The organism is Lacrimispora xylanolytica (genome assembly GCF_026723765.1).
In the GTDB taxonomy this organism is placed as follows: Bacteria; Bacillota; Clostridia; order Lachnospirales; family Lachnospiraceae; genus Lacrimispora; species Lacrimispora xylanolytica.
The window spans coordinates 2,621,787-2,634,442 of sequence record NZ_CP113524.1 but is presented as its reverse complement, the minus strand read 5'-3'; the positions used below and the strand labels follow the sequence as shown (position 1 = coordinate 2,634,442).

The 12,656-nt window shown below is 42.6% G+C and carries 9 protein-coding genes; 3 read left to right on the top strand and 6 right to left on the bottom strand.

Annotation, left to right across the window (positions count from 1 at the left end; all coding sequences use genetic code 11):
• The first annotated feature begins 60 nt into the window (after positions 1-60).
• On the top strand, positions 61-549 hold the full coding sequence (locus OW255_RS12345) for a zinc ribbon domain-containing protein (protein WP_268114263.1): 489 nt from the start codon (positions 61-63) through the stop codon (positions 547-549).
• A 137-nt stretch (positions 550-686) separates the two neighbouring features.
• Entirely contained in the window at positions 687-2,603 is a 1,917-nt protein-coding gene (locus tag OW255_RS12340) for an LTA synthase family protein (protein WP_268114262.1), read from the top strand.
• A 44-nt stretch (positions 2,604-2,647) separates the two neighbouring features.
• Here the strand turns inward: OW255_RS12340 and OW255_RS12335 are convergent, their stop codons facing one another.
• Complete coding sequence (locus OW255_RS12335; RefSeq protein ID WP_024835637.1) at positions 2,648-3,754, bottom strand: DUF362 domain-containing protein; 1,107 nt, start codon at positions 3,752-3,754, stop codon at positions 2,648-2,650.
• 158 nt (positions 3,755-3,912) lie between these two features.
• Here OW255_RS12335 and cls point away from each other — a divergent pair, with 158 nt between their 5' ends.
• Positions 3,913-5,463 (top strand): cardiolipin synthase, encoded by a 1,551-nt coding sequence (gene cls, locus OW255_RS12330; RefSeq protein ID WP_268114261.1) that lies wholly within the window; start codon positions 3,913-3,915, stop codon positions 5,461-5,463.
• 61 nt (positions 5,464-5,524) lie between these two features.
• On the opposite strand, the gene OW255_RS12325 is transcribed toward cls, so the two are convergent.
• The 5 genes from OW255_RS12325 to OW255_RS12305 all read right to left on the bottom strand — a co-directional run bounded on the left by OW255_RS12325 (position 5,525) and on the right by OW255_RS12305 (position 12,442).
• Entirely contained in the window at positions 5,525-5,905 is a 381-nt protein-coding gene (locus OW255_RS12325; RefSeq protein WP_268114260.1) for a hypothetical protein, read from the bottom strand.
• A 2-nt stretch (positions 5,906-5,907) separates the two neighbouring features.
• Entirely contained in the window at positions 5,908-6,414 is a 507-nt protein-coding gene (locus OW255_RS12320) for a hypothetical protein (RefSeq protein WP_268114259.1), read from the bottom strand.
• Between the two features lie 699 nt (positions 6,415-7,113).
• Positions 7,114-8,922: a heparinase II/III domain-containing protein gene (locus OW255_RS12315; protein WP_268114258.1), complete on the bottom strand. Its 1,809-nt coding sequence runs from the start codon at positions 8,920-8,922 to the stop codon at positions 7,114-7,116.
• Positions 8,923-8,934: 12 nt separating this feature from the next.
• Complete coding sequence (locus tag OW255_RS12310) at positions 8,935-10,551, bottom strand: AraC family transcriptional regulator (protein WP_024835641.1); 1,617 nt, start codon at positions 10,549-10,551, stop codon at positions 8,935-8,937.
• Between the two features lie 4 nt (positions 10,552-10,555).
• Positions 10,556-12,442, bottom strand: coding sequence for a sensor histidine kinase (locus OW255_RS12305; RefSeq protein ID WP_268114257.1), 1,887 nt, complete (start codon positions 12,440-12,442; stop codon positions 10,556-10,558).
• Positions 12,443-12,656 lie beyond the last annotated feature (214 nt).

The window sequence follows — 12,656 nt, the reverse complement described above, 5'->3', positions numbered from 1 at the left end:
TGACTTTTTCTTCCAATAAAGTTAAAATAGGAGAAGTATAAGTCAAAGGAGGAGTCACGGATGGCATTTTTTGAAGAGCTGGGAAAGACACTCAGCGACACCGGCAAAGAAGTCGCTACCAAGGCAAAAGCGTTGACTGAGACCATTCAGTTAAAGACACAGATCAGTGCTGAAAAAACGAAGCTGGAGGAAGCTTATGCAGTCATCGGTAAACAATTCTATGAAGCGAATAGAGAACCAGAGGAAGCGTATGCAAAGGCATACGAAGCCATCAGGGCCAGCCGGGAAAGAATTGCCGCTCTGGAGATTGAACTGACCCAAAGCGAGGGAACCCGTATTTGTGCAGAGTGCGGTGCAAAGATTTTAAAGGATTCCATTTATTGCGGAAAGTGCGGTGCACATGTAAAGGAAGCCGCCCAAAGTCCGGTAACAAATGAAGAGATAATTGAGGAACCAGAAGAAGCTCCATTACAGGAGGATGAAACTACGGCTTCTGGGATCAATAAAGTGAGTGAAGAGGCTTTTGAGCCTACAGAAGAACAGGATTAATGATACAGGGATCGGCAATATGGCCGGTCCCTGTTTTTGTCAATTTTTGCTTTTTCAAAAAAGGTATGTAAATTTTCGGTAAAATGTGATAGACTAGAGCCGACTCACAAATGATTGAAGATACAAAGAGGTATAATATGAAAGCAAATGTCAGGTGGCTGGGAAAGCTTATTTTCCTTTCCGCCCTTATCAATATATTGATCGAACTGGCGGCCAGAAAATCTCTGACAGGCCTTTATACCTATATGCGGGATGGATTTTTGATTTATCTGCTCAATACCATAATCATTCTGCTGCCTTTTACGTTGGTATTTATTACAAGAAGGAAGGTTTTTTGCTGTATTGCTGTATCCGTCATGTGGCTCTTTATGGGAATAACAAACGGAATTCTTCTCATTTTCCGTACCACTCCATTTACAGCAGCAGATTTCCGGCTGGTTAAGTATGCCATCAGTCTTGCTACTGTCTACTTTACCTGGATGCAGATTATACTTATGGTAATTGGATTTGGGTTTGCAGCAACACTGCTTTTATTTGTATGGAAAAAAGCTCCGGTTTCCTGTGAGAAAAATAGGTATGGAATTGGTTCTGTTACCATATTGGCCTGTATAGTAACTGTTCTTGGGGCCACCAGTTTATCCATGAGGACAGGCCTGGTAGCCGTTCATTTTGGTAATATTGGAGACGGGTTTCGAACCTATGGCTTTCCTTACTGTTTTTCTAACTCCATCTTTAATACAGGGATATCAAAGCCAGAAGGCTATAGCGATAAGGCTATGGAGGCCATAAAGGATGAAGAATTAGTTCAGGAAAATACGTATGCCTTATCAGAGGGGACCAAACCAAACGTTATTATGATTCAATTGGAATCCTTCTTTGATCCCACCTTATGGAAAAGTAATCCAGTAAAACACGATCCCATTCCATTTTTCCACCAGCTGGAAAAGAATTATCCAAGCGGATATTTAAATGTTCCGGTGGTGGGAGCGGGTACTGCAAATACAGAATTTGAATCCATAACCGGTATGAATCTGGATTTTTTCGGGCCAGGGGAATATCCATATAAAACGGTTTTAAAGAGAACGTCGGCAGAAAGTGTTGCGTTTGATTTGAAAAATATAGGTTACAGTGCCCATGCGATACATAACAATGAGGCAACCTTTTATGATAGGAACCGTGTGTTTTCACAGCTTGGCTTTGATACCTTTACTCCCATAGAGTATATGAACAATTTTGAACGGAATCCTACCGGCTGGTGCAAGGATAAGATTCTGACCGGTGAGATTATTAAAACTCTGGATTCAACACCAGGGCCTGATTATATTTATACCATATCGGTACAGGGGCATGGAAAGTATCCGAGCTTTGAATATTACTGTCAGCAGATCGGAGAGATGGATGAGTTTATTCGTTCTCTTGTAAACACCCTTCGGACAAGGAAAGAGCCTACGGTTTTAGTTATGTACGGAGATCATTTGCCTGGGTTTAGCTGGACGGAAAATGAGATGAAGAATAATTCTCTTTTTCAGACAGAATATGTTATCTGGAATAACATGAATCTTCCTGTGGTAAAAAAAGATGTAGAGGCGTATCAGCTGGCAGCACACGTACTTGATATGCTGAACATTCATGAAGGAACCATGATGAGATTCCATCAAAAATTTTTGAATGATAAGAGTGCAGACAGTGAAGGTTATCTTCGTGATATGAAAACACTGGAATACGACATTCTCTATGGAAACCATGAGGTCTATGGAGGAGAGAATCCTTATGAAAGTTCAAACCTAAAGATGGGTGTGGATAACATCACCATAGATAAGGTGGTCTTTAACGATTCCAATGTATTGATTTATGGCAATAATTTTACCCCATACTCTAAAATCTGCTTTGACGGAAAAGCAGCAGAAACCACGTATGTATGGCCTCAGTTAATCATAGCAAAAGATATCCCTGAACGTAAGGCCATAGATTCGGAGATATCCGTTTGGCAGATAGGCAGGGATAAGGTTCCTTTAAGTGAAGCTGGAACGTATCATTTTCAAACAGGAAGTTAAAAAAGAGAGCACATGGATTTTATGGATCCGGTGCTCTCTTTGCATTAGATGGTGATGATTTCGTATTCGTCACTTCCAAGGCCGATTTTTACTGCATGCTCAATGGAAGACTGCCAGTTGGTAGTGGGGTGAGTATCCTTAAAATGGTCATGGTGATGGCTGCCATGCTTTTCTAAAATGCTGCCTGCCATGACGGGCTGGCGGTTTACCGCATCTGCACAAGCCATGTCTAAGGCGACAGGATCAAAGGAGGCGAACATTCCTACATCTGGAATGATGGGAATATCATTCTCTGAATGACAGTCACAGTAAGGAGAAACATCCATTACCAGGCTGATATGAAAATGAGGGCGGTCCTTTAAAACTGCCTGGGTGTATTCTGCAATCTTATAGTTTAAAATATCATTGGATTCATCAAAGTTGGTTTCTACCGCATCTACAGGACAGACACCGATACAGCGGCCGCAGCCTACGCAGTATTCATGATCAATAGATGCTTTCTTTTCTTCAAAAGAGATGGCGCTGTGGGCACAGTTCTTCTCGCAGGCATGACAGCCAATACAGAGTTCTTCCGCTACATGCGGCTTTCCAGAGTTGTGCATCTCCATCTTACCAGCTCTTGATCCACAGCCCATTCCAATGTTCTTTAATGCGCCTCCAAAACCAGTGCTTTCGTGTCCCTTAAAATGAGATAGGGAAATAAAAATATCAGCGTCCATAATGGCTCGTCCAATTTTAGCTTCCTTTATGTATTCTCCATTGATGGGAACCAGGCTTTCATCCGTTCCCTTTAAACCGTCCGCAATGATTACGTGACACCCCGTTGAAAAAGGAGAGAAGCCATTCTCGTATGCAGTATCCAGATGATCCAAAGCATTCTTCCGGCTTCCTACATATAAAGTATTGCAGTCCGTTAAAAATGGTCTGCCGCCCTGATCTTTGATCAGATCAATAACTACCTTTGCGTAATTGGGGCGCAGATAGGACAGATTACCCAGCTCTCCAAAATGGATCTTGACTGCTGTATATTTGTTATGGAAATCAATCTGCTCCATCATTCCAGCCTTTGTTATCAGTCGCTTGAGCTTTTGTGGCAGGTTCTCTCGAAACGTGGTATGAAAGTTTGTGTAATAAACCTTTGATTTCTCCATGACCGGTCTCCTTTTGATAAATTTTATTATCTTTTCATTATACTGTAGATGGATAGGGAATTCAAGAATTGATTTGGTACTTTATTTCCAATTGCATTTGTGATAAACTAGGAGAATCATATTAAAGTTATCGGGACTGGCATATGGAGGTTAAGAGGATGAAACAAATCAGGGGAATGCTGAGGGTCATTTTTGGCCGGACTACATTTGGAGTTGTGTCTCTTATAGCTCAGGTAGCCATATTTTTTTGGATTTACCGCTTTTTGAGCCGTTATATCGTCTATTTTTATGGCGGTTTTACACTGTTAAGTGCATTGGTCATTATTTACATACTCAATAAAGAGGAGAACCCCAGCTTTAAGCTATCCTGGATGATTCCTATTGCTGCGGTTCCGGTTTTTGGAATCCTGTTTTATTTGTTTGCAGAGCTTCAAATCATTGGAAAACTGATGGATAAAAAGCTGCGTGACAATATGAAACAGACGGAACCATATCTGGTGCAAAATCAAAAGGTGATGGACCAGCTGGCAAGAATTAGTAAGCAGGATGCAAATCTCGCCAGATACATTAAAAATACAGGTCATTATCCTGCCTATGGTAATACCAATGTTCAGTATTATTCTGTGGGTGAGACGATGTTTGCGGCTATGAAAAAGGAGCTGGAAGCCGCGAAAAGATTTATCTTTATGGAATTTTTTATTGTTGAGCGTGGGGAAATGTGGGATGAAATCCTTGAAATTCTAGAGAGAAAAGCAAAAGAAGGTGTAGAAATCCGTTTCATGTACGACGGAATGTGTACCATTGCTCTTTTGCCAAGCGGCTATGTTGAGGAGCTAAAGGAAAAAGGGATCAATGCTAAGGAGTTTTCCCCCATAAAGCCTGTACTAACCACCTATCAGAATAACCGGGATCACCGGAAGATTCTTGTAGTGGATGGACATACTGCATTTACAGGCGGTGTCAATCTGGCGGACGAATACATCAACCGTCGGGTTAGGTTTGGCCACTGGAAGGACACTGGAATCATGTTAAAGGGGGATGCAGCAACCAGCTTTACCATGATGTTTCTGGAAATGTGGAACATTTCTGAAAAGGAACCGGAAGAATACGGCAGATATCTAAGGGATCCGGAATATTTCTACCCCTTGGAGCTTAGCCGGGAAGGATTTGTGATCCCATATGGGGACAGTCCTTTGGATGGGGAAACCGTTGGAAAGCAGGTATATCTGGATATCATTAATTCTGCCAGGCAGTATGTACAGATCATGACGCCTTATTTGATTCTGGATTATGAAATGGTAAGAGCTCTTACTTTTGCGGCCAAACGTGGCGTTGAGACGATTATTATCATGCCTAGAATACCGGATAAAAAGTATGCATTTCTTCTTGCCAGATCCCATTATAAAGAATTAATCGGGGCAGGTGTTCAGATATTTGAATACAAGCCGGGCTTTATTCATGCCAAGGTATTCAGCAGTGATGGCATAAAAGCGGTGGTGGGTACCATTAACATGGACTTTAGGAGTCTTTATCTTCATTTTGAATGCGCCGCTTACCTTTATTGTAATGAGGTAATAAGGGATATTGACAGGGATTTTAAGGAAACCTTAGCACAGTGCAGAAGTGTCAGCATGGAAGACTTAAATAAAGACCCCTGGTATGAGAGGTTCGCAGGCCGTGCTCTTAGGTTGTTCGCCCCTTTGATGTAGCCCCTTTAACGGAAAATGCGCCGGAAGTATAACTTCCGACGCATTTTTTATTGGTATATCATTACGGTGCTGCAACTTCCAAAATAACAATGTTTGCAACGACTGGAGTTGTTGCATAGAAAACAGTCTGACCAGTTGTATTAACCAGCTGTAAGGTAGCAGGAATTGCTCCTACTGTAACTAATGCTGATCCATTCAACTGACCTGTAACGATTGGTGAACTTGCTGATACTCCACCGCTGCCATTGATTTGAAGCGTAAAGTCTACAAACGTAGAAGGTCCTGCACCGTCTGTAGCTATCCACCACGTTACGAAGTAATTACCTTCTGCAACGATTGTGGCGACACCTGTAGCTGGGTTGTAAGAAATATTAAGACTCTGATCGTTTAAAACAGTATTGAAAAGTACGGGTGCTCCATTTGCAACTGATCCGCCTTCCACTGTTAATTGAGCCTGAAGACCTCTAAACTGTGCTGGAGGTCCGGCAGGTCCGGTAGGTCCAGTAGGTCCAGTAGCGCCGGCAGGTCCAGTAGGTCCTGTATCGCCGGTAGCGCCAGTAGCACCAGTAGGTCCAGTAGGTCCAGTAGCGCCGGTAGCGCCAGTAGCACCAGTAGGTCCGGTAGGTCCAGTAGCGCCAGTAGCGCCGGTAGCACCAGTAGGTCCGGTAGGTCCGGTAGCGCCGGTAGCGCCGGTAGCACCAGTAGGTCCAGTAGGTCCAGTAGCGCCGGTAGCGCCGGTAGCACCAGTAGCACCAGTAGGTCCGGTAGGTCCAGTAGCACCGGTAGCGCCGGTAGCACCAGTAGGTCCAGTAGGTCCGGCAGGTCCGGTAGCACCAGTAGCACCAGTAGCACCAGTAGCACCAGTAGGTCCGGTAGGTCCAGTAGCGCCAGTAGCGCCGGTAGCACCAGTAGCACCAGTAGGTCCAACTGGTCCCTGAGCGCCGGTAGCACCAGTAGGTCCAGTAGGCCCGGTAGGTCCTTGGATACCCTGTGGTCCCTGAGGTCCTACGGGTCCCTGAGGTCCTTGTGGTCCTGTTGGGCCATCAGGCCCAGGAATTCCCTGAGGTCCGGTAGGTCCGGTAGGTCCCTGGAAGCCTCTAGGTCCCTGAGGTCCGGTAGGCCCTTGTGGTCCGGGGCATCCTCTTGGCCCTTGTGGTCCTACACAGCAACCACAACCACCGCCACCGCCACCGCAACCACAACCATGGCGATTTCCGTCCCAATCTCTACAATTATTCATTATAACTCCCTCCTGTCAAGGCGAAATATATTCTTGTAAATGTTTTTGTAGATGAGTATTGTTCATAAAGGTTTTACTTTCCTTTATAACATATCATATGTATGAAGTCTTAAGTTTGATAGAGACAAAATAAACTTGATCCAAAAATATGGATTCGAATCTCATAATTTATGTTTTTCATCTAAAATGAAGGGAAATTTATGGGAAAAGATGGGGAAATAAAAGAAGAGGACAGCTCTTCATAGGACAATCCTGACGTATCATAGGCATGTACAAGGAGTTACTTCCGGAACATTTCATAAGAAAAAACAGCGGCTTGTAGAGGTATCTTCATGCCGCTGTTTCATGAATGGATGGGTTTGTTATACATGTCTATGAAAAAGACATGATCTTAAAAGAAACGGCTTTACTTATTGAATAATCAGTTTTATATCCTGATGATCCATCGTGATTAGAAGCCGATAGATATCGTGTTTCCAGGCAGTCTTTAAGCGTAAATCTGTAATAGGAATTCGTTCCTTCTTAATGTTTGCTGCACCTGTTACAGACAATTTTCCAAGATTACCGATGGATATAACATCCCCCGTAACCGTGGGTTCTTCATAAAACATCAGGGACAGGACCGGAGACATAAGGCTGCCCTCGTAATGGTCCTCAATCACAATTTCCTTTCCTTTTTTATGAACAGCACTGCGTATATAGGAGCGTATTCGTTCATCAGGATAAGCAGACTTAAGCTCCAGGGATATCCGGTTTTCGGCTGGACCAAACTGGTAGGATACCTCCGTTGCCCGATATACTTCCCCATCTTTTTGAAGAATCGGCATTCCGCCATCAAAGAAGGTAGGAAGGTTGTGATAACAGGACTGCATAGTCCATATCTCATATCGTTCAGGAGAAAAGGTTTTCTTACTATAGGTTTCTACTCCTACATCAATCAGGAGAGGAAATCCATCTTTGTATATGGTAAAGCTTCCTGTATCGTTGTGGTTGTGGCTGTCATTATTATCCCCAGCCTTTACTGCAAGACAATAATGCTCGTCTCTTGATAGGAAGATTCCCACGCTTTCATACCAGATGTCTTTATGAGTAATGTTAAGGGTCTTATCCCAGGACATCATTTCCTTATGAGTAAAAATGGTTTGTAATCGGTAGAAAAGATTATGTTCTTCCAAAGTCAAGGGATCTTCGCTGCTTTGGTAATCAGAGGCGGCAAAGGCCATAAGCTCCTTGTTTTTTGTCATTTTGCCAAAGAGAAATTCCCTCGCCCCGCATCGCCCAGCAACGGGAGAGCAGTCTGCAAAATTTACGTAATAAATATCATTGATGTGTACATTTAAAATATAGGACGCTATGTTTTTTATTTTATCCCATTCATAAGCAGAGGAAAATGCGTCTTCGGTTATCTCATTTAATAAGAACAGACAGTTGAATAGACATAGTCCGGCATGACGGAAGTACTGAGCTCCTTCGTCACAGCAACCGTCTTCTCCGTATTCTTGAAGAAAATAGTCCATGCTTTTCACTGCTTTCTTTAAAATCTCTTCCTTTTGTATTTCTGGCAAATCACGGCTGAATGCAGAGAGAAGGATATTCTGAGTACACCAGATGGTCCAGTTGTTCATCTGGCTCTCACCATCCCCCATCCACCAAAAATGTTCCTTCAAATAGGGAATGAAAATACGTTCTTCCAGGTTTTTATTGATCATAACTGACAAAAAGGGACTTACGTTTTTAAGCTCCTGTCGTAACAGATATTCTGCCATAGAGAGAACGGAAGCAGTCTCTGCGGAAAAAAGATCAATGACAGGCCGTGTGATATCGGGAAGAATCAACTGAGGCGTGTCACGGATATAGGAATTATGTGCAGGCAGCTGCCATGCATGTTCTTCGCATATCACATATATGCCATTGATGATATCGTCAAGAAAGCGTCCCTTATGCTCCACGCATTCCGCCAAGACCAGATTGTCCAGAGCATTCCGTCTTAAGAACTGCTTGTCTTCATAACGGCTTCGGTTCCCGGTCCTGGTGAACTCCATAAAATCCACGGCAGTGAGAGCGGGGTAATCAAAATTTAGATAAGCTTCCCCGTTTCTTATAAGCTGCTCTTTGATATCTTCAGGAAGTGCCTCCCACTGGTCTCGTTTGGAAGCCTGGGGATATGGTTGAAAACAGGATAATGGTTTTTTTATGTTTTTTATAAGCTCAGCAATCACAATTCCTTCTCCTTATTCTTCATCGTATTCACGTATGGTATTTTGCTGGATAAATTCTCTTGGTGACAAGCCTGTTACCTTCTTAAATACTTTACTGAAATAGAAAGCGCTCTCAAAGCCCAGCTGGTCAGCTGCCTCGTAGATCTTCATATCCTGTTCAAGAAGAAGGGATTTGGCTTTGTTTATCTTAGCCTGGGCAATATATTCTGAAAAACCCAGCTGGCAGTTCTTCTTAAATAATATACTTAGATAGTTGGGACTTAAGCCAAAGATTCCTGCAACTTCATTTAAGCTCAGCTTCTCTGTAATATGATTGTTGATATACTTTTGTACATTTGTGATCACATGAGCTTTGTAAGTTTTTCTCTTAGATCTAAGGACTTCGCATAAGCCATCCCTGAAGGTTACCATCCATTCTGAGACCTGTGTCACTGAGGTAAAACGGTAGATAGAACGGTAGCCATCACGATAGGAAGAAAAAATTTCAGCCATGTTCGTTTCTCCATCTGGGAGCAGGGAGAGTGCCAGATAAAGAATGTTGCAGGCTCCGTCTGCCGCCTGGGAAAATCGCATGGGGTGGGATTCAAACAGTTCAATGATTTCTGTCAATGTCTTATAAAGCACATCCGTATCAAACTCATTAAACGCTTTTGTTATTTCGCTTTTAAATACAGAAATATTAAAGGCATTTCGCATGGAGGCAGTATCCGATAATGTGAAAATAACGGCTGGTTCAGTCTCAGAGGACCTTACAAAAGCCTGACGGGCCTCCTGATAAGATTCGCTGATTTTTAAAGGATGGCTTACAGGGGTCCCCACTCCGGTAAACAGGGAGACGTTAAAATAGTTATTTACCATTTCCGCCGTATGGATAAAGCATTGTGAGACCACACTTTCTTTAAAGTCATCGGTCCCAGGAAGATGAAATACCACAGCAAAGTGTTTCATATCCAGGGAAAACACATAAGCAGGAAGATGCTTACATATGATTTCCTTTGCCATCTGGAGGGTGCTGTTATACAGGTTCATTAGTTTTGTATAATCCATATCCTTATGACTATCTTCCCTGATTTCGCAAAAAGCCGCGAAATAGCATTTTTCTTCAAAATCCAGTTTCAGATCTTTGGCCTGAAGCAAAAATTGCTCCTCGCTGTCAAAGAGATTATGAAGAAGTCTCATAAAGAATTTTTCATAATAACTCTGGAGCAGGGGACGGCCCGATTCCTTGTATTCCATAGAGACCTGTAGGGTATCCAGGCGGGAGAGGGCCTTTTTTACGGCTTCTGAAAGGGAGTCGGCATTTAACTCCAGTTTAATGAGATAATCGATGGCTTCATATGACATGGCTTCTTTAATCAGCTGAAATTCCTCGTAGCTGGTAAGAAAGATAAAAAGAGGAATTCTTCCATAAGTCTCCCGGCTTGCTTTAGCCAGCTCCAAGCCGTTCATGATTGGCATACGGATGTCAGATATAACAATTTCGGGAGAGTATTCTTCAATCATCTCAAGGGCATTTTGCCCGTTCACAGCAGTGCCGCAGATTTCAATTCCATAATCCGCCCAGTTTAACATGGATTTTATTCCAATTTGAACCAAAGGTTCGTCGTCTGCAATCAATAATTTCTTCATAATCTTACCTTTCTGCTCCCTGGTTGTCCCCGAAAAGTTGGTAGGGGATTCGTATGCTCATGGTAGTAAATTCTAAAGGCTCACTGGTGATGGTGATTCCATATTCCGGGCCAAAATCGTGCTGTATCCGTTTGTTTACATTGCTGATGCCGATATGACGGAAGAACTCGGTGTTGTTAACGCCGTCCGTATCATTTTGCATCACCTTATTTATCATCTCCTGAGTCATGCCAATTCCGTTGTCAGTGATATCGATTTTTAGAATCTTTTTATCCTCCTCAAGCTCTGTCTGGGCGGAGACAATGATATGACCCGTTGTTTTAGCTGGTTCAATTCCATGGAACAAGGCATTTTCTATGATTGGCTGAAGGGAAAAACGGTGAATCCGGCATTGATAGAGATCTTCAGACTCAATTTGATAATCAATGGTTACGCTGCCTCCATAACGGTACTGCTGAATGAGAAAATAATCCTTTACCAGGTCCAATTCTTCCTTTAAGGTGATAAAGGAAGCGGTTCCTTTGGAAACGTTCTTTAACAGCCTTGCAAGAGCTGTTGTCATATCGGCGATGCCGTTTGCATTCTGTATGGTGGCCATCCATTTAATCGAATTAAGAGTGTTGTATAAAAAGTGGGGATTGATCTGGCTTTGAAGGATCTGATATTCCAGATCTTTTTTCTGCTTTTCATCGGAAACCTTTTTATCGAGCAGTGTCATAATATTTTCTGACATGCTGTTAATTCCTCTGCCAACCTGTCCAAGCTCGTGGTCCCATTCAATGGCAGGGTCTTTGGAGAAATCCCCGTCAGAAATTCTTGATATTTTACTGCTCACTTTACGAATGGGGTCCATAATAATCCTGTTTAAGAAAAATATCAATAAGATTCCAAGAGACAGAATGAAGAGGCAGATACCAAGAAGAATCAGCATGTAGAGGTTCTTCTGCTGCTTAAACTGCTGCTCTGACAGCACCTGGTATAAACGGAAATCTTCGATTCCTTCAATGCCTTCAATGGGGCGCTCCACGACTATCCGTTTTTCTCCTCCATCCGTGGTGACAGAAAGCACCTGTGTTCCCTGGGACAAGGAGTCGGATTCTGACAGCCGCTCTTTCTCTTTAAAAGGATAATTTGTTTCCTTCCAGTTACCCTTGTTAAATACATAATTTTTTTCTCCTATAGACAAGAATAGATTGCTGTCTTCAGGCAAAGGATATGAGGAAAGATAATCTGTAAAAATGCGTGAGGAAATTTCCACATAGGTCCAGCCAAGGATCTCTGAATTGAATTCATTGTAAACGGGCCGGACGATTGGAAGGAAGGTTTCCTGGCTAATATCTGAAAAAGGATCCTTTACAAGGCCAATCCAACGAAAGTCCGGAGATTCATACAGCGTTTTAAAAAAGCTTTGCTTCCGGATAATCATGGCGGCATAAGAGGAGGTGTAATTAGCAGAAGCAGCCATCTGAAGAAAATTGTTCTCGTCGATGGAGGAAACGATGACCCGTGACATATATTCGTTGGAACGGGTGTTATAGTATTCTTCCTTTAACCGGTTGTGTGTAGAGAGAGCAAGCGGCCGCAGGTTTGCCATGTCTTTTTGTGCCGTAGGAAGCTTTGGCTGGCCCTTTAAGGCTTCCAGATAATCTAAAATAGCACCATTGGAGCAGCACCATTTACTGAAATATATAATGTCCTTCATATCAGCTGCTATATTGTTGTTTACGACCTGTAAGCTGAATTCGGCTGACTGAATCTGGTTCTTTCTTAAAAAAGACTGAAAAACCGAAAAGCAGACCGAAGTCGTCAGGAGGGTAATAAGCAGGGTGACAGAGGCGGTAAGTGTCATGAGCTTTCCGCGTATAGTTTTGGGAATGAGCTTTTTCCACATAATAAAACGGTGTCTCCTCTCTGTTTTTGCAGTGTTGTCTTACGGTAACATCTACAAAGTTAGCGTATTTTTTGTAAAATGTCAATGAAAAACCCGGCCTGTTTTTTAAGGAAACAGGTCAATATGTATGCAAAAGAGAAATATTACTGCTAATCATAAAATATTGCATGTTTCATTGATATTTTAAAAGTTCTGGCATAAATAGTGAATCTTT

Coding starts and splice junctions, on each gene's coding strand:
- OW255_RS12310 (WP_024835641.1), bottom strand. CDS start 10,551: ATGAAGAAATTATTGATTGCAGACGACGAACCTTTGGTTCAAATTGGA.
- OW255_RS12345 (WP_268114263.1), top strand. CDS start 61: ATGGCATTTTTTGAAGAGCTGGGAAAGACACTCAGCGACACCGGCAAA.
- OW255_RS12305 (WP_268114257.1), bottom strand. CDS start 12,442: ATGTGGAAAAAGCTCATTCCCAAAACTATACGCGGAAAGCTCATGACA.
- OW255_RS12335 (WP_024835637.1), bottom strand. CDS start 3,754: ATGGAGAAATCAAAGGTTTATTACACAAACTTTCATACCACGTTTCGA.
- OW255_RS12340 (WP_268114262.1), top strand. CDS start 687: ATGAAAGCAAATGTCAGGTGGCTGGGAAAGCTTATTTTCCTTTCCGCC.
- cls (WP_268114261.1), top strand. CDS start 3,913: ATGAAACAAATCAGGGGAATGCTGAGGGTCATTTTTGGCCGGACTACA.